This is a genomic window from bacterium (assembly GCA_035527515.1).
Classification (GTDB): domain Bacteria; phylum B130-G9; class B130-G9; order B130-G9; family B130-G9; genus B130-G9.
On the sequence record DATLAJ010000015.1, the window covers coordinates 1 to 18456 of the forward strand.

Here is an 18456-nt window from a genome sequence, read left to right on the forward strand (position 1 = left end):
AGGGGATTGGGTAGGGCGGGATAGTCAGGAGGTTTGGGTAGTCGAGTTGATGTGGTTTGATTTGGTCTGTCTCGGTTCTCGCCAGACAAAGACGCGTCGCCTATCATAACCAATGGGAGAGTCTCTCCGTTGTGGCTGATGCCGTAAAGCCCGGCCTGCGACGTGGATTGTGTCCCGATAGCTGGCGGCTACCAGGTGTCCTATTGGAGGTCATCCTCGGCTACATCGGTTTTAGCGGGCTGATCTCCATCCTGGCGAACGCCGGTTGGGGCGAAGTAAGTTTACCCAGGAGATTCGAGATATAGGTGTCCCTATTATCCCTCTGGAACAGGACATTGCGCTCCTCGAGCTCGGATTTGGTCAGGCCCCACCATTTGATGATGTTGTATGGCGTGCTTGCTATGATGAAGGAGCTGAGTATTACGTGCGGATCGGCGAGCTGGGGCTGTTCCTTCAGACGTTTGACCGTCTTGTAGAACGCGATCTTGGGATCATTGGGGCCCTCAAGATTGCGCAGTCCTTTGGGGTCAATGAAGGCTATGTGTTGCTTGTCGCCATTGACAAGCCACATGATGAAATCGGGATGGAAATTGCCCGCCTCAAAGAAACCTATCCCCCTCCCGCGGCTCATGTTACGCAGGAGATAGAGCTCCTTGCCTTCAAAGAACTCTCGCTTCGCGTTGCAGAACTTGCGCAGGTCGAGGACGAAATCCCTCTCACCCTCGTTCTGAAGGACTACGGGTCTGACCTCAACCAGGCCACCCGTTACATAGACCAAGGGCTCGTAGAGGTGGTTGCTGAACGTGATTACCGAAAGGCCCTGGAATTCGAGTTCGCGCAGATGGCCTTGCTCAATATAACCCTTCAATTCCAGAAGCTTCTCAACGATGTCCTGTCTCGACTGCTCAACGAGAAACCGGTATTGCTCTATGAAGTTGGGGTCGTCCTCGCTCAGTTCGATGTACTCCAGGTGCTTGCTCTCCCACTCCTGTCTGCAAAGCTTGTAGTAGCGATCGCAGTATTTCTTGAGCAATGTTGTCGCGATCTCCTGCCACCGTCGAATCCTGTCGAAGTCCGTAAACTCAAGCTCCTCGGCGGGGATGTAGAGCTGATACCAGGACGGGTCCTCGAGCAGAACTTTGAGGCTTTCCATTCGGAGATTTAGGTTGAACCAGGTCTTCTCATTCTTGTAGCGCTGAAGCTCAAAGAAGATCTCCTCGAGGTTCATAAACGCTGTGTGCTTCCGGGAAAAGGATGCCTCATTCTTCTTGGCGAGCTCGAGAGGCTGGCGGATGCGTTTACTGGCCATTGCCTGAACTTTGGGATACCAATCAAGAAAAACTCTGCATCTATTCGCGCCGTTATCAGAAAGACCAAGGGTTGGCTTCGGCCCGTCTCTCTTGAAGTCGAGCTCCTTTGGAAGGCGGATCATCTTCAGCCTCTTCGTGCCGAGGTTCTTTATCACCGGGAGGATTATCTCGTCTCTCTGATCCTCAGTCGGTAGCCCCTCTTCCTCGAGATACTCCTTGAACTGTTTCATGTAGTTCGCTCGAATGCCAAAGATGTTTAGTGTCTCGAGGAGCTCAGTATGGCGAGGCGCTTTCAAGCCGGGCACCTGACTGCTCCGCTTCAGCGTGAGGTTGTGGCCCTTGAGTCGAACTCCGCGACCGAAGAGCTGTATGATCTCAACGCCCTTCTTCCTGCCGACATTCATGAGGCCCATGGTGCTGACTCGCCAGCTGTTCCAGCCCTCAGTGAACTTTCTGGAGCCGATGAGCACCTTGATCGTGGAATCTCCCTCATTGAGCGAGTGGAATAGAGAACCCGAGAACTCCTGTGACTGGACTACGAGCTCCGTGTGGTCCTCACAGAGCTTGCAGAGCTTAGGCGCGTCCCCCACGTAGATTAAGCCGAATGGCTCGTTGTCTCCCACCCGGACTGCGATCTCGCCGCCGGTGCCCTTCAGGTTCTCGATATGTATCGAGCCGGCGGAGCTCGCATTGAAGAGAACCTTTAGGACGTCATTGTAGAGGTCCTGCGGTGACGTGTTGAGCGAGTATAGGTAAGTGAACACGTTTGAGAAGGTATCCGTGCCATGCCTGTCAAGAATGCCTGAGCGGCCCTGAAGGAGCTGTCCGAGGTACTCCTCAACCTGCTCTCGGTGCCTGACGAAGTATGAGAGGAATAGCAGGATATCCAGGACATCAGAGACATCCCGGCCACTTTCTTTGCTGACGGCGTTGACGCTGTGCCCCACAAAGACCCACAACGGGCGTTCAAGTAGGAATGGGCGCAGCTCATGCTTCCTGTCCGCATAGAGCTTCTGCTGCTGATAAAAGGCCAGCAGGCTTGCCGTCAGATACCTCAGCCTTATCGCCTCGTCGGAGTCGTCCGCGAGGTTGAGGATGCGGTATTCCTTGCCGTAGCCATCGCGGTAGAAAAACTTGTAGGAGTAATCCAAGATGATGCACTTCGCATATAGCTGCTCTAAGTTCTCCTGACGATGCTTGCCGACCGCCTGGCCGAACGTGGCTGAATACTCAAACGAGAAGCCGTGCGCGCAGAGGCTTCTTCTCATGGTCATCCAATGGCCGAGGTCGGTGCTGCTGGCCCCGCTGTGGCCCTCGTCAACAAGCACCAAGTTGTTGCCCTCGAAGCTCTCGACCGCCACCGTCTTCGGGCCAGTTTCCTCTTTCAGTTTGTGGATGTCGATGATCTCCACGTCCCTTCCGCCGAAGAGGCGACCGCCTTCTTTGGCGAAGAGCTCGGCTTTGATTCCCGAGAGCCCGAATTCCGCAAGATGCTGTCGTGAAAGGCCCTCATTGGGTGTCAGGAGTATCGTCATGTTGAGGCTTTTCTCCTGACCGTGCAGTCTCAGATAGTGCCTGTATTGGAGGATGTTAATATGCATCAAAAGCGTCTTGCCGGAGCCCGTCGCACACCACAATGCTACCTTATTCAGGTCCTCGGGATTGTAGGGCTTCACCCTGTCGCCTCTGGCCCGATCAGCGTTAAGCACCTCGGCCTGCGCGTTCAAATCTGCGAGCAATGACGAGGGGTCTGAAAAGAACCGGTCGAGATATATCTCCGTGAAAAGCAAGGCCAAGTATTGGAAGTATTTGGGATAGAGGATGTGCCCCTTCCGGTTGCGCTTCTCAGTTATCTGCTTCCAGTGGCGGACGATGTTCTGGTCATATCGGAGAAGCAGGTCCGCCGATAAGTGCTCGCGCTCAAATATCCGGGCTTGAAGGGCCTGGCAGTAGTAGGAGACGTTGTCCTCATTGAAGCCCAGGGATGCTTGTTTAAGAAGGTCTGCGAGCTTCTGGAAGGAATCGACCTCGAACAGGCTCAGCATCCACTGGAAAAGGACGAGCTTGTCCTCGAACCTGACTCTCGGACGAGCGGGCCGGCGGCCGCGTCGCCGTGCGGTCCCAGGCGTTGGCGAGAGCGTTAGAGGCGTAGTTGGTTCAGGTGTGGTCATGTCAGTGGGCGCCAGACGGCTCACACGTCCTGCACGTCAAACATCAGCCGGTGGAACTCCTCCTCGATGAGTCGCACCTTCCAGGTCTCGTCATCGCGCCTCAGGTTCTCGAGGTTGTTGTCGCCGTTGACGTAGATCAGGTCGAACTCCGTGTCCTTCGGATTGTATTCCTGCTTGTCAAAGAACTTGTCGAGGTTCTCATTGCTCGTCTCTCTCGTGTTGCGCCATATCACGAGCACCTTCTCGCCGTCAGGATTCGTGCCCTGGACTACTCGGAAGCCCCGGATGTGATCGATGTGTCGCACCTTCAGACCGATCAGGTAGTTGAACGTCTCGACGAGATCGACCGTGACGGGCTTCGTCTCGCCCACGCTTCCGGTTGCGATCTTCAGCTTGTAGTTGAAAGGGTCCTCGAACTGTTCGACGTTCAGGAGCGAGGCGCTCCCCCTGCTTTCCACGTCGAGGATGTAGGACAGCATGTAGCTCTCCCGAAACGAATCGGACTCCGCGAGCAGGTCTTCCTGCTCCTTGGTCCGCTTAAGCTCCAGGTTGTTAAGCGCGTCCTCGTATGACTCCAGGCGAAGATACTTGAACGTATGGCTGATCCCCTCGCGGGACACCGGCTTGCCATCACGCCAGTCCTTCGAATACACGACCTTCTTGATGCGCGGCGTCATCACCGTGTCAAAGTAATCGGCCATCTCAACCAGAATGTATGCCCGATTGCCTCCATCTTCACGGTTGAGATTGATGGCCGCATGACCTGTTGTCCCGGAGCCCGCGAAGAAGTCGAGAACGACATCGCCCGAAGTCTGGCATTCTGCTCCTAAGAGCTCCTCATAGAGGGAAACTGGATGGCAATAAGGGAACTCGAGGCCAAGCTTGTCGACGTCAGCTTTGCCTCTGGAGGCATCGCTGATCACGGACGATAGTTGACGCTTGGAGTCTTCAGTAAGAAGTACTTTCTTCTGCGGCTGAACGGTCTCGTCATCACCGAAAAGAATCTCGCCGTTATCCATTAGCTTCTGGAGAGTCTCGGGTGTTCGAGACCATCCGTTGGGTGGAACGGGACATTCCTTCTTGGTGACGGGATGAACTAGTGGGATATGAAACTTCGGGTGGGTCCGAGGTTCAGGGGCCCCCATGGCAACCCCACGGAACACACGGCCGTCGTCATCCAGGAACCGGTATGCCTTCTCCCCTCCCGTAAGCTCACCGCAACTAGTGATCCAGTTCTTGAAGTCGTCGCGGGCCTGGGATGTTACCCCGCCATAATGGCTTACAATTGATTGGGCCTTGCCGATGATCATTCGGACGTTCGTAGGCTTGAGATAAATCGGCCCTTCCCGCCATGTGCGCCAAATCACATATTCGTGCTGGGTTGCGATACCTTTTCGCCCCAACATGGGGTTCCTCTTGTCCCACACTATCGTCCCACCATCAGGGATGCCGAGGGCGCAGTAAAGCATATGGAGAAGTTCATGTTCATTCTCGTCGATATGGCACAAACACGATCCGTCCGCGGCGAGCAATGGAAGGCTTGTTTTTGCTCGACTCTCCATCATGGCAAGCCAACTAGAATGCTGATATTCATTCTTGTAAAGGAAGCCGCTGGTCTGGGTATTGTAAGGAGGGTCAATGTGGATACATTGGACCCGTCGACGGTGCTTCTCCAACAGCAGGTTCAGGGCCTGTAAATTCTCACTATACACCAGCAGCCCGTCGCACTTCGTGTCAACATCGTCGAAGCTGGCGAGCAACCTATCCTTGAACTCCCGGCTGAAGTGCTTCGTATCAATGACCAAGAAGGGATTGGCCTTCAGGAATTCGACCGACAAGGGCTCTGAATAGGCAGCGGAACCGGCGGGATCGCTCTTCATTTCATCAATGGCGAACAGCCGGACCCACTCCTCTCGCTGGGTATCATTGGCAGCGATCTCTGGGTATAGCTCCTCGGGCACGCGGTCGAGCGTCACGCAGTAGTTGGTCTCGACGACGAACTTCTTCTTGAGCCAGAGCTTCTTCTGAAAGTCCTCAATCTGGGCAAGGAACTCGATGATCTTGTGCGCTATCCTGCGGATGACCTTGATCTTGCTGAGGTATTGCTCGACTCGAGGCGCGGCCTCGCTCTCGATGTCGTCGAGGTGCATCACCTCATTCTTGATGTAGAAGTCGAGTTCGCGCCTCAAGAAGCCGCCCAGGTCCTTGTGGATGAAGTAGTCGAACGTGTTCCGCGCCGTGTAGTCGGCGAGGCGCTTGTCAAGAAGAGTGCGTTTCGGGTTCTTCTCCGTCGCCTTCAGTTCAGACAGACCGTTGAACCACTCCCGTCGCTCCTCGGTTAGCCATTCGCCTCGCCCGAGAAGGGCAAGAACCCTTTGGACTGCCTCGGCGTTGAGCTCGGCTTGCTTTCTGTTCTCAGGATCGGGCGCGTATTCAAAGCGGATGAAGAGCTCGCCGTCCTGTTCGCATATCGGGTCCTCGGCTGCGATAATGAACCGTCGCTCGTTGCCGCGTTGCGGCTGCTGGTTGTCCTTCTCGGTGTCTGCCTCAACTAGCTTGAAGTGGACGCGTTTCCCGGAAGACAGCTTGAACGTGTAGTCCCGGAAATACTCGGAGGTCTTAATGTAGTATTGGTCGTGGTTCGCCCAGTGGAGCTTGACCTCCTCGCCCTCGTAGGGGATGGCATAGACACCCTCCTTGTAGCGTCTGAGGCTTAGGAAGTCGCCCTGGTGGTAGTAGCGGCGGAAGAAGTTGTACAGGTGCGAATAGACCTCATTCTCAAGAGCGGCGATATCCGGCGCCTCGGCCAGTTTCTCCCGGAGCTCCTTGACCTTCGAGCTGGCATCAGGATCAACGCCAAGCGACTCAGCCTGCTTCACCGCCTCTTTCAGCTCATCCTCGATGTGAGCACGGTCGCCTGTCTGATATTCCTCGAAGGCCTGACGCACCTGGGGCAGGAGATCATCATCCAAGAAGCGCTCAATCTCATCCCGCTTCTGGTTCATGATGCGATAGATGCCAAAGTCCAGGTCCGCTTGGTCGAGCTGGAATATCTCGGCGAGCTTGGCCTTCAGATCATCGAAGCTACTCATTCAGCCTGGTCCTCGCGGGTGCTCTCCACGAGCTCGAATGAGCGCTTTAACTTGTTTTGCCAGCTGGGCTTGATCTTCCTATCGTACTGGAGGCGGCCAACGACGATGCCCGGTGCGATGCCCAATTGTCTGGCGAATGCGACAATATGTTCTTCATAGAAGCGACCTTTGCTAACAAATGACAGATACTTCGCCTCAGGTATCAGGGCATTTGCGGCGAAGTGGTTGGCCTCATCTTCCTTATCACTCGAGTCCATCTTTGTGTCATCGATAAAGAGGCTTTTCCTGTTCTTCCCATGGAGCAGGATGTGGGCTGCCTCGTGGAAGAAGGTGAACCAGAAATGATCATCTTTCTTGTAGCGGAGGCTCTGAATTATCAAGGCCTTATTGCGGTTGAGCCATCTTGTTGCTCCAGAGAGATGGGTGCCTGGGAGCTCCGCGACGAATACTAGGGCCACACCTGATTGTCGACATAGTTCCCTCATCCTGGGCTCAAAAACACTAGGGAGTTCTCGAGTCAATGCTCTAATCGCTCTCAGCGATTCCTCAAACGTGTCTCTGTCATAGGATTGGGTCGAGATGTTCTCAGCCATTAACTCCCCAATCCTGAGCCATGCCGCCACTGATTCCTTTGAGCTCTTGAAGGCGGGAGACTGTCGACAGGACACGGCCAAGATGTTGTAGCTGGCTTCCCAATTTTCGAAGCTCCCAACGCCAAGGAAACTCAAGAGACCTCTAGCTATATCGACCGTATCTCTCGACTTGGGCAAGAAGCCCCCTTTCTTCAGTTCTCTGACGGGGAATTGCTTCAACCACTGAACCGCCGCACTGAGTCGTTTGCGTTCTTCTTCCTTCGCGATATGAAGGCGATAATCCGCATCGAGGTTGTTCCAGATGTTTGCAGACATCCCAAGAACTCGCTCGAGTTGGATAGCCGTTTCAGGCGTAACCGGGGCATTTCCGCTGATGATCTGGCTAATGTGTTTGGCAGACAATCCGCAGAGCCTTGCCAGGTCAGATTGCTTCATGTTTCGAGCGGAGAGATGCTCCTTCAGTATCTTTCCAGGATGGACAGCATAATCTGGTTCATACTGATACAGTTGCAGGCTAGACATCAGTGATAATCCCTCACTTCAAGAATGATGATCTCCTTGATTTGCGCAAGATCAATCGAGCCATCCGGTTTCTCTGGCAATGCTGTTACGTTGGGTTCGAAGATCAAGCGATATGGCTGCTTCAAGTCCACCGCGTACTGTCCTTTCCTTTTTCCCGCCAATGGATGCAACCTCTCGGGTTTGATCTTCGGGACTGCCCCCAAGCATGGAGCCGCCTTTAGGACCTTCAGTCGATTCTCGATAATCTCTGCCATTTGTTTCCCGTATTCTCTACGAAGTCGCGGGTCTGAGTTAAAGACCTTTGCGAGCTTCTTCAACCTGAACTTTATGTCCATAGATTCAACAATTAAGATTACCTAATAGGTAAAGTATTTCAAGTCGTTTCGAGTCGGTGCTTCATTTTACAGACCAGCGGATGGTGAACAAGGATTCGATCGAGGTCCGCTGGGCCATTCTCTTCTCTAATGCTGAGATGAGTTTGTCGCGCTTGTCGATTATCTCATCCTCGGTGTCGAATATCTGTTGTCTCTGGCGTCGTTTTTTCTTCTCCAGTTGCCGTATCTTGTCCTGTAACTTGTGTTGCTCGTTAAGCGTTGGTGATTGTCTGGATTGTCGGTTCAGCAACTTGATCTGATTCTTCGTGTCCTTGAGATCCTTCTCAGCCGCAAACACAACGTCTTCAGCCCATTGCTCGAGACGCTCACGTTCCTCGTTGAAATATCGGCTGTTGTTCTCCACGGATAGGCTGATGGTAGACTTGGCATGTCGCTCCGCCTCTCCTTCGAGTCGGGTCCTTATACTGGGTGAGATGTTCCTTCGGGGGCCGACAGTGGCGTGGCAATTGAAGAGCTTCTCGCAGACTTCTTGGCCGAGTGCGCTGCCATCGTCACCCAAGGCTGAAAAGAGAAGATGCTCCTCAAGCTCGAAGGAATGAATGGTGAGTCGCTGGAGGTGGAGCCAGCCGGACTGCCCCTTCAAGGCTTCAACGAGGGAGATCTTGACTGGGTGATTAGAGATGTCGAATGTGAGGGAAGCCAACGGCGCCGGATAGGCTTTTGCGGTCTCGATAACGTGCTGGCCGAGGGGATGTGAGAGTCGATAAAGGAAGTCGCTTTTGACGTTTCGCTCGGTCTTAGAGATGAGATGATACGTGCCCGGCTGCGTGCCTTCCACAGGGGATCGGGACAGGTTGAAGGTGAGGTCGCTATCGTTGAAGGTTGCGAGGTCGGACAGGACGAATTTGGTGAGCGTCCAGAACAGCTTGCCTATCTGGTCCAGCTGTTGCCGGGTGCCCTCCAGATTAACACGGAGGCGCGCGTGAACTTCCTCATCAAATTGCTCCAGGAGTGTGCGCCGGGTTGCGGCGAGCTTGCTCTCGATTGTCTCCTCGAGCTGCTGACGGAGCTCTTGGAAAGCGGCTTCGATCTCCTCGGGGGTGCGGCATTGCTGGTATATGTCCAGGATGCGACGCTCAAAGTCCACGCCGGATTCAATCGCGCCCAGGACCTCGTCGGATGCGCCGAACAGGCCTCGAAAAAGGTGGAGCTTCTCGTCGAGCAGCTCGTAGACGCGTTGATCGGCAGCATTTCGTTCGTTTAGGAAGTTGATGACAACGACGTCGAACTCCTGTCCGTAGCGGTGGCATCGGCCGATGCGTTGCTCAATGCGCTGGGGGTTCCACGGGAGGTCGTAGTTGATAACCATAGAGCAGAACTGGAGGTTTATGCCTTCTGCCGCTGCTTCGGTTGCGATCATGATGCTGGCCTGGTCCCGGAAGTGTTCAATGATGGCAGTTCTGCAGTCCACCTGTCGTGAGCCGCTTGACCTTCCGGTGTTCCGATTGGCCTCGAGCCAACGTTCATAGATACTTCGGGAGTCGGGGTCGGTGTTGCTGCCGTTGAAGGTGCATACCTGTCCGGCGTACCCGTTCGATTCGAGGAAACGAGTGAGATACTCCTGGGTGCGCCTTGACTCGGTGAAGACCACGGCTTTGCGGGCTGCACCCATCTTGACCAGCTGCTTGAAGCCGACGTCGAGGGCCTTTAGCAGGGCTCGGGTCTTGGTGTCGATTCCTATGCTCTGGGCCCAGAGGATGTATCTCTCCAGTTCCTGGATTTCGGCCTCTAGCTTCTTGCGGTCGATTCTGATGGGTTCATCGTCCGAGGGCGGTGTGGCCTCTTGATCCTCCTGGTCGGTCTCTGGGAACTCATCGAGGAGATCGTCGCCGATTTCCTCGCCTTCGATGATCTTCTCGGCCAGGCTCTCTTGCTCGGGCGGTTGGCCGTCGCGAAGCTTGATCAATCGATCCTTCATGGCTTCGAGCGTCTTGGCGATGGCAATTGAGGATGAGGCGAGGAGTTTGCGGGCGATGAGAACTGTCAGGTGGCGTTGCTGGGTCGGTAGTGCATAGGTATCATCTCGCTGGAGGAAACTTGAGACGGCCTTGTATAGTCCGTGCTCCTGTTCAGAGGGTTGAAATGGGCAGGTGAGCAGCCGTCGTTCGGTGAACCGAACGTATTCCACAACTTGTCTTCGGAGTGTCCTCTTGCAGAAGGGAACCAGTCTGTTGCGCAATGCGTCAAGATCGGAGGCAACGTTTCCGTATTGGCTTCTGAATGAGCCTGGATTGCCGAACATACGTTCGTCGATCAAGGTTGATAAGCCGTAAATCTCCATAAGCGAGTTTTGTAGAGGCGTTGCTGTGACCAGTATCTTGCGCCGATTCTCGAGTGCCCATCGTATGTTCTGCCCCATCTTGTTGCTGGGCCTGTATGAATTGCGAAGCTTATGCGCCTCGTCGATGACGACCAAATCCCATTCTCGGGGACGCAGCTGGGCGCATTGGCGACTGGCGAAGTGTATAGAAGTGATCACTACTGCGTTAGCCTCGAATGGGTTGGGATTGCCCTGTGCTGTTGCGAGGCGATAGGTCTTTGCGTCCAGGATTAAGACTGGGAGGCTGAACTTCTCCTCCAGCTCCAGTCCCCACTGCTTTCGTAGCGATGCTGGGCAGATGACTAGGAGCTTTCGTTGAGATTCAGCCCAGTATTGGCAAAGGACTATCCCGGCCTCGATGGTCTTGCCGAGCCCTACTTCATCGGCGAGGAGGGTCCCCGCTGACAATGGCGATCTGATGGCGAATGCGGCGGCCTCTATCTGGTGGGGATTCAGATCGACGCACGCGTCAAAGAGTGACCTAGAGAGTCGCTCGGCACTGAAGCCACCTTGGCGGGTCAATCTATATGCGAAATACTTGGCGTGATAGGCTGTGGTCATGCCGCAGGTGCTTTCTTGGCAGACTCCCCATTTATATATGCCACGAGGGCAAATTCGTGTTACGCGACCTTGACGGTCAGGAACCGAGAAGGAACGCCTCGGCGCCTTCAGCTTCGTGCACAATACGTCGCGATGGCCCGTCTTGGGTTTAGGGATTGAAACACAAGTCTGCGGCTGAATCAAGAACCGGCAGTATGTTACGGTATTCTCCGCTCGATGGCGCAGATACAAGCCTCGGCATGCCGGTGTGATATTTGCAGGCTCAAAGATCAGATGGTCGGGTAAATCCAGCTCATTGAGGTTTGCTCTGTTCGGGCTTATCGGCGCCACGCCAACTAGAGTGCGAGAAGACCTGGATTCGGAGTGCAAATTCGAGGGGATGCGGTGAGCGGGATGTCCGATCCGAGAAATTGCGCCAGACGCCCGTAGAGACGTTTCGCCCCTTATGTGATGTCTGATACTACTCTGATAGTCAGAAGCCCGCACAACTCCGTTTCGCCCTGCCCTTGGGGTTCCGTGGTGTTCATTCTTGCCTAAGACCAAGGTCAGTGTGCCGCTATTGTGCCGTTCTTGAGTGCAATCCTGCTTTGGTAGCCTTGCCCTGAACGATACACATAACTTCGCCGACACTTCACATCAACCCCAATCTTTGTGCCGCTATTGTGCCGTTTACCTGAGCATCACAATGTAACAACAAGGCTAAACAGGGAAAGTAGGTCTTGAGAGAGTTTTCCGCGCTCAATCGCCGGAAAGCGGCTCGGAGGGGGTAGGATTCGAACCCACGGACCTTTCGGTCTGCGGTTTTCAAGACCGCCGCCTTCGACCTCTCGGCCACCCCTCCTTATCGCGCATCCAAATATAGGCTGTCTGCGAGCGGATGCAAGTCAGGTTGCGCCTCGGGTTGGCCGGTTAAACTCCTGGGGCCGGGCACGGGCGGCGTTGAGAACCTCTTGACAATTTGGGCCAATTGCGGGACTTTTCTATATGATAAGGATCACGTAGAGTGCTGAACAGCGAGGAGGTGTGACTGAATGACAAAAAGGATGTTCTCGCGTTCTGTTAGGAGTGGGACTTACAAGCTGGGCCGTTTTCTGGGCGACCTTCAGGCTTTGAGCGGCGGAAGCCCCAAGAGAATCAGCAAGCGGGTTGGTAGGCGCCTCGTCGGTCGGGCGATCGGGAAAGGTCTGAGGAAGCTCTTTCGCTGAGGGTTACAAAAGCGAGCCCGAGCGGAAATGGGCACGAGGCGTGCTTGCCGGGATGGTGGTCTGCTCGCCAGGTGTGCGCTGCCTTTCAAGAGTGCCGCAGGCTGTCCCGGACGATGACGCCGTATCTTAGGCCCCTATCCGAGACCGTCATGGCCGAAGCGCCGAATAAGGACAGTAGCTCGTGCAGTATCAGAAGCCCCGCGTCTATCACCGGCGCACGTCCCTTCGGCAACGACGGGATTTGATGCCGCTGGGCAAGCGACATCTTCCCCAGCCTGTCAATGTGCTTCAGTATGACATCCTGCGTAACCCGAACTCCTTGAACCCGCTCGGGTGCGTATGGCACGATATTGTGCTCCATCGCCACGAGTGTGGTCGCCGACCCGCCCACTGCTACTAGCAGCGGATTGACGGGGCCGCTTGTCGCCTTTTCCACGAGCTTTTCGGTCTCTGTTCCCTTCAGCTCGTCGCGAATGGCGGCCCTCAATTGTGCGGTCACGGCCAAATCGAGCGGATAGAGCGTGATGAAGCGGTCCGTTAGGGTCAGCGCTCCGAGCGGGATACTGACCGCAAGCTCCGGCGGGGTCGGCTCGCTCGCCTCTTTTGAGCTAGCGCTGCCCAGAACAAGCTCCGTGCTGCCGCCGCCCACGTCCATCACAGCAATCCGGCTGGTCGAGAGCGGAATGCCACAGGTAATGCCACAGGTCGCACCCCAGAACGTCAGCCGGGCCTCCTCGTTGCCGCTTATTACCTCTACCTCAAGGCCGGTACTCTGCCTGACTGCTGCCGCGAACTCGTCTCTGTTGGGCGCCTTCCGAAGCGCGCTCGTCCCCACAATGGAGATGCTAGCTGCGCCAACCTCCCGCAGCTTATCAACGTACTCGACCACCGCGGCCAGCGTGCGCTCGATGCTCTCCCTCCGCATCGCAGGGTCGCTCGCTGTCCCAGCGCCAAGCCCCGTGATAATGCTCTCGTTGAGAAGCTCTTGCCCCAACCCATTCACTCTCTTTTCAACTGCGAGGCAGAGCACGGAGCCCGTCCCGATGTCTATCGCGCCAAGAACTTCCGCCACGCTCATAAAATCCCCTCGGTCAAACCTAGTGCTGAGACCCAAAAACCTGCTGGCAGCATCTGTTATTGAAAACTCCCGCGTCTTATGCAACGTCCACCGCCGTCGATGACCACCACGTTTACGCCCACCTTGTTTGGCGAAAGCCAGACGCCGGCCACCGATATAACCGCCCTTCCGATGCTCTCCGAATCGCCGATGCTCTTGGCCACGATGCTTTGAGGCGCAACAACGCCCGTTGAGCCGATCTCTTGGCCTTTTCTGAGCCTGATCTCGATCTCCTGAACACCCATCTTGAATACCGCCGAGCCAGGCCGGGCGTCCATCACTCCAATGAGGACGAAGGAGGCGCCCAAAATGGGACCTATCTCGCGCTGTGCTCCGATGCGGACCATGCCTCGCCGAAGCGCTTGCCACGTCTGCTGTGACGGTCGCCCATTGACGCAGATGATAACGATGGACCCGTGGGGGTTGGAGTTGAGAAAGTCCCTGAGCGAGCCAGCAGGGGGCAGCTCGGAACTAACTTGGGGTGCCTCTTCGGACACGTCCAACTCTCGGCAAGCCCCGGGCAGAAAGTCCGTTAGCTGAAGTATGCCTATAACGAGGACTATGACGGCTAAAAAGACCCATGCAGCGGCGCCAGCGATGCGGCTGCTAATGTTCATTCTCCAAGCTGCGAAGCAGTGCCTCGATGCGCTCGTCTTCGCCGAAGAGGCGCCTCGCGTCGATGAGCGTGCGCTGGGCATTCCCGGTCTCACCCAGCGTCGTATAGACTCGTGCAAGGTCGAGCTGCAGCTGAAGGTCCTGAACGTTCTCGAGGCAGTGCACAAGGGCATCCCTAGCCTCTGAAAACCTGGCCATCCTCTCGAGCATGACGACCAAATTGTGGCAGGCACCCTTCATCCCAGGGGCTATCCCGAGCGCGTTCTTGTAGGCGCTCAGCGCGAGAGCGGGCTTGCCCAAGTGTTCGTAAACAGCTCCCATATTGAAGTAAGCTTGAGCATAGTCAGGATCGAGAGAAAGAACACGTTTCCAAAGCCCGATCGCCTCGTCCGTCCTGCCCTTGTAGGAGTAAAGCGCCCCGAGGTTGAAGATCGAATGGCGGTCGTTAGGGTTGTACTTGAGGCTCTTCAGGCTCTCGTCGATGGCATCGTCGAGTTTGCCCATGTTGCGGAGGCATACCGAGGCGAGGTAGTGGTTCAGGAAGTTGGAGTTGCAGAACTCGGCCGCCTTCTGAAACTGGGCCGCCGCCTGCTCGTATTCGGCCTTGTTCTTAAGCAAGATGCCTCTGGATTGATGATATTCTGAGATGAGTTCGGAGGCGGAGAGTTGAAGGATTGCGAGCACGAGGGCCGCGATCAGTAGCGCTGGTGCGGAGCGGCGGTGGGGGTTCTTGCTGGCGATCGCTGCTCCAGTTTCGAGACGTATCGGCGCAGCCACAAGTCCGCAATAGACCCAGAACATCATGAGCGTTACTGGAAGATGAGCTGGGAAGCTGAAGATTGAGTGGACGAGCATGGCCAGCTGCCCAACTAAGACGGCCTGAAGCATGAGTTTATCTCTGCGAGCCTGGGCATTTCTTGCTGCGCTCGCGCCCGCCCTGAAGAACGATACAATGAGAAATAGGAAGGCAACTGTGCCATAAACACCAAGCTCCGCCGTGGTCTGGAGGTACTCGTTGTGTGCGTGTTGAACCTTCTTGAACCGGCCCGTTATTCGGTGTTCTTCCGGAGAGCGGTATTCCGGGTAGCGCATCTCATAATTGGCTAGCCCCACTCCCAAGGGCCGCTCCGCGATCATCGATATGGTTGACCTCCAGGTCAGCAGCCGGAACTGTATGGGCTTGTCGTTGAAGTTGATCATCGAGGCGGCCTTGTCGATGACGAGCGACCTTGTTGAGGGACTTGCGATGATTAGCGCCACGACGGCACAGACCAACGGCAGCACGACGACGATCGCCTTTCGCGACCGCCTCGGGCCTTTGGAGCGACTGAGCGCTGGGAGAACGAACGCCCAGACCGCCCAGAAAAACGAACCCACGAAGCAGCCGGTCCAGGCGCCCCTGCTTGCGGTTATTATGAGGTAATAAAGCTGAACGGACAGGCTCACCGAGTATGCAACAGTTACCCATGCCCGGCTTGCCGAGGCCAAGACCGCAAGCGTCGCCGGGATGGCCATTATGATGAATGCTGCCGCGAAGTTGTTGTGGCCGATGGTGGAAGGTGTTTGCAGCTCGCCATACGAATCGGGGATACGTCTCTGGCCGAAAAGCCCATAATACTGGATGATGCCAAGCAGGGCCACCAGGGTGCTGGCGATGATAATGGCCACGAGAACCTTGCGGAGATCAAGCCCCGTCTGCACCAGCGTCTTGCAGGCGAGCATGAGCGCCAACATGTAGAGCAGATTGACGGCGCTCCGCGCGGCCCAGGGCCTGTTCTGTGCGAACAGGACCGAGACGAAGCCACAGGCCACAAACACGAGCGCGGGAACCATCATGGGTCCTGTGAAAAAAACCTCCCTTATAGTCCTTCTGAAAACAAGCGCCGCCGCCAGGAGAAACGGCACCAGGAGTTGGAGGATGGCCCACTTGATCTGGCTATACCTGTCTAAGGTAAGAGGCGTGAACGCCAGTGGGACAGCCAATAGCATTAGGAGCAGGATGTTCTGCCCGGCGAGCATAGAGAGACTGCGAGCCGGCTTCTTTCGGCGCTTAATCCGCCCGCCTCGCAAGTCGTCTTTCACTCTTGATGTCCGAGCCAATCCTTATCACCTAGGTCGCAAGGGTGGCCGTCGCGATAATAGGCCTGGTTTGCGTAGTAGGCGAGATTCTCGAGGTAGATAGTGAAATCCACATTATGCACGAAGATGCCTTGGGGAACATCGATATGAGTGGGTGCGAAGTTCAATATCGCTTTTATGCCCGCCTGCGCGATCGTGTCGGCCGCATCCTGTGCGCTCGACGCGGGCACAGCGATTATCCCAAGTTCTATGCATCTTTCGTTGACTAATCGAGGCAGATCATCGACATGGAATACCTCAAGTCCAGAATCTCGCTTCGCTGCCGTGGCTTCAGGATATTTGTCAACAATGGCAGCCACTCGGAACGCGCTTTCGGCAAGACCCTTATGCCTCGACAGGGCGATACCTAGTCTCCCGGCGCCCACGATGGCCACGTTCCACGTTCTCTTCAGCCCAAGCTTCTGAAGCAGAGCTTCTCTCAGCCCCTTGACATAGTACCCAACCCCGGCTTTGCCAAATGCGCCAAATAGCCCCAGGTCCTTGCGCACGAGCGCAGCGCTGATCGAGAACTTGCCGGCAAGCTCCCTCGAAGAGATGGTTTCCCTACCCTCGGCTTCCAAGTCTGCCAAATGCCTGACATAGAGGGAAGCCCTAAAGAGCGTAAGAGATGAGACACCGTGGCCGACAGATTTGCCTCGCTCCCGCGCGCTTTGGCCGTGCGCCTTGATCCTTTTCACGTTAGCGCCGTCGGGTCGCCCGACTCATGTCATTTTTCCTCCCTTGCTCGCGCGACTCTAGCCAACAACTCGGTCGATTGCCTCAGGCAAGAAATCGAGAATGTCAGAAGCCACCAGGCTCGCCTCGCCAAGAGACTCGACAGCCACGTCGCCGGCTAGTCCGTGAAGATAGGCGCCAAGCTTGGCAGCCTCGAGCGGTGGGGCACCCTGCCCGGCGAAGGCCGCGACAAGCCCCGTCAGAACATCCCCCGTCCCGCCGCTCGCCATGCCCGGATTGCCTGTCATGTTGATGAATGCAGTCCCATCGGGAGCCGCAACGATGCTTCTCGCTCCCTTGAGCAACAGAAACACGCCCAAAGAGCGTGCAGACTCGCGAGCAGCCCCCAAGCGGTCCTTCAGAATGTCCGACATGGCCCTTCCGCTGAGCCGCGAGAGCTCCTTCGGATGAGGCGTTACAATGACGGGCGCATCTAGCCCTTTCAGCAGATCGGCCTTCCCGGCCAGAGCGTTGATGCCGTCTGCGTCGAGAACTATCGGGACGGCTTCTATCCTCGGGAGCAGCTGACAGACGAACTCAACCGTCTCGGGCGCTGTCCCAAGTCCCGGGCCGACAGCGATAGCGGTGATTCTGAGCCTCTCGATTGCTTGTAGTATCTGATCGGTAGCGGCAGGAGAGATACCGCCAGCCTTCCCCTCTGCCACCGGAATTGTCATTGCCTCGGTGGTCTTCACCTCCATAATCGCGCTCAACGAGGCGGGAATAGCGGCCGTGCAAAGCCCGGCCCCGGCCCTCATCGCGGCCTCAGCTGCGAGCGCAACCGCTCCGGTCTTGCCGGTCGAGCCGCCAACGATCAGGACGTGTCCAAACGTTCCCTTGTGTGTATCTGGCTTGCGCAAGAATATGCCCAGGTCGAGCTCATCCGCGTCCATGCGATAGGTCTTAACGTTGCTCTTGGCGACGGTCTCGGGCGGGATGCCGATGTCTGCGACGACAAGCTCGCCGACAAACTCGGCGCCCGGATAGAGCAGCTGGCCGACCTTGGGCAGCCCGAAGGTTACGGTGGTGGCCGCCCTGACCACGCTCCCCAGCAGTTGCGGAGTGTCGGACGAGAGCCCTGAAGGCATATCGACCGAGACCACGTAGCCCGGCATGCTGTTGACCATCTCGATGACCTCACCAAAGATGCCAGAAGCGCCACGCGTAAGCCCAGTCCCCAGCATCGCATCCACAATAATATCGCAGGAGAAAAGAGTATCAGTGAACTTCCGGAAACTCGCCAGACCAGGGGCAAAATCAACCGAGACACCGATGCGACGAAGTATCTCGAGGTTCAGCCTCGCGTCGCCCTTGATATCGTCCAGATTCGCCAGAACGATGGTCCTAGTCGGGACGCCCATCCCATTGAGCCAGCGGCTCACAACGAAGCCGTCACCCCCGTTGTTGCCCTTCCCGCAAAGGACGACGACCTGCCTCGTGCTAATGTCCCCGAAACGGCGCTTCAGGTGCTCAACGACGCTCCTGCCGGCGTTCTCCATCAGGACCGGCCCCGGGATACCCAAAACCTCGATCGCATCACGGTCGAGCGCTTGCATCTCGGCGGCTGTTACGACTTCCATCTGTCTCCCTCTAAGGTCTTTTGATGGGCAAAGCCTACGTGCATAGGCTGCCCTTTGTCAAATCCCACTGGAGAGCGGCGAGCTGCATCTTAGTGCGGCCGCAGTCGCTCTGACCCGCGATG

At 56.1% G+C, this 18456-nt stretch carries 11 protein-coding genes and 1 tRNA gene; 1 reads left to right on the plus strand and 11 read right to left on the minus strand.

Annotated elements, in window-relative coordinates; translation table 11 throughout:
• Nucleotides 1–220 precede the first annotated feature (220 nt).
• The 6 genes from VM163_00685 to VM163_00710 all read right to left on the minus strand — a co-directional run bounded on the left by VM163_00685 (nt 221) and on the right by VM163_00710 (nt 11805).
• On the minus strand, nt 221–3481 hold the full coding sequence (locus VM163_00685; protein HUT02394.1) for a DEAD/DEAH box helicase family protein: 3261 nt from the start codon (nt 3479–3481) through the stop codon (nt 221–223).
• 20 nt (nt 3482–3501) lie between these two features.
• Nucleotides 3502–6573, minus strand: coding sequence for a DNA methyltransferase (locus VM163_00690; GenBank protein ID HUT02395.1), 3072 nt, complete (start codon nt 6571–6573; stop codon nt 3502–3504).
• Nucleotides 6570–7688: a HigA family addiction module antitoxin gene (locus tag VM163_00695; GenBank protein HUT02396.1), complete on the minus strand. Its 1119-nt coding sequence runs from the start codon at nt 7686–7688 to the stop codon at nt 6570–6572. The genes VM163_00690 and VM163_00695 overlap by 4 nt, the downstream gene beginning before the upstream one ends.
• On the minus strand, nt 7688–8023 hold the full coding sequence (locus VM163_00700) for a type II toxin-antitoxin system RelE/ParE family toxin (protein ID HUT02397.1): 336 nt from the start codon (nt 8021–8023) through the stop codon (nt 7688–7690). The genes VM163_00695 and VM163_00700 overlap by 1 nt, the downstream gene beginning before the upstream one ends.
• Nucleotides 8024–8084: 61 nt before the next feature.
• Nucleotides 8085–10964, minus strand: coding sequence for an SNF2-related protein (locus VM163_00705; protein HUT02398.1), 2880 nt, complete (start codon nt 10962–10964; stop codon nt 8085–8087).
• 758 nt (nt 10965–11722) lie between these two features.
• A tRNA-Ser gene (locus VM163_00710) sits at nt 11723–11805 on the minus strand.
• 190 nt (nt 11806–11995) lie between these two features.
• On the opposite strand from VM163_00710, the gene VM163_00715 reads away from it, so the two are divergent.
• On the plus strand, nt 11996–12169 hold the full coding sequence (locus tag VM163_00715) for a hypothetical protein (protein ID HUT02399.1): 174 nt from the start codon (nt 11996–11998) through the stop codon (nt 12167–12169).
• 85 nt (nt 12170–12254) lie between these two features.
• Here VM163_00715 and VM163_00720 read toward each other — a convergent pair whose 3' ends face one another.
• Genes VM163_00720 through VM163_00740 form a run of 5 tightly spaced genes read right to left on the minus strand, consistent with a single transcriptional unit; the run spans nt 12255 to nt 18334 of the window.
• A complete protein-coding gene (locus VM163_00720) occupies nt 12255–13247 on the minus strand; it encodes a hypothetical protein (protein HUT02400.1) in 993 nt (330 codons plus the stop codon).
• Nucleotides 13248–13303: 56 nt separating this feature from the next.
• Nucleotides 13304–13903, minus strand: coding sequence for a hypothetical protein (locus VM163_00725; GenBank protein ID HUT02401.1), 600 nt, complete (start codon nt 13901–13903; stop codon nt 13304–13306).
• Nucleotides 13893–15983, minus strand: coding sequence for an O-antigen ligase family protein (locus VM163_00730; GenBank protein HUT02402.1), 2091 nt, complete (start codon nt 15981–15983; stop codon nt 13893–13895). The genes VM163_00725 and VM163_00730 overlap by 11 nt, the downstream gene beginning before the upstream one ends.
• A complete protein-coding gene (locus VM163_00735) occupies nt 15980–16717 on the minus strand; it encodes a redox-sensing transcriptional repressor Rex (protein HUT02403.1) in 738 nt (245 codons plus the stop codon). Before VM163_00735 ends, VM163_00730 begins: the two co-directional genes overlap by 4 nt.
• Nucleotides 16718–16774: 57 nt before the next feature.
• A complete protein-coding gene (locus VM163_00740; GenBank protein HUT02404.1) occupies nt 16775–18334 on the minus strand; it encodes an NAD(P)H-hydrate dehydratase in 1560 nt (519 codons plus the stop codon).
• Between the last annotated feature and the right edge of the window lie 122 nt (nt 18335–18456).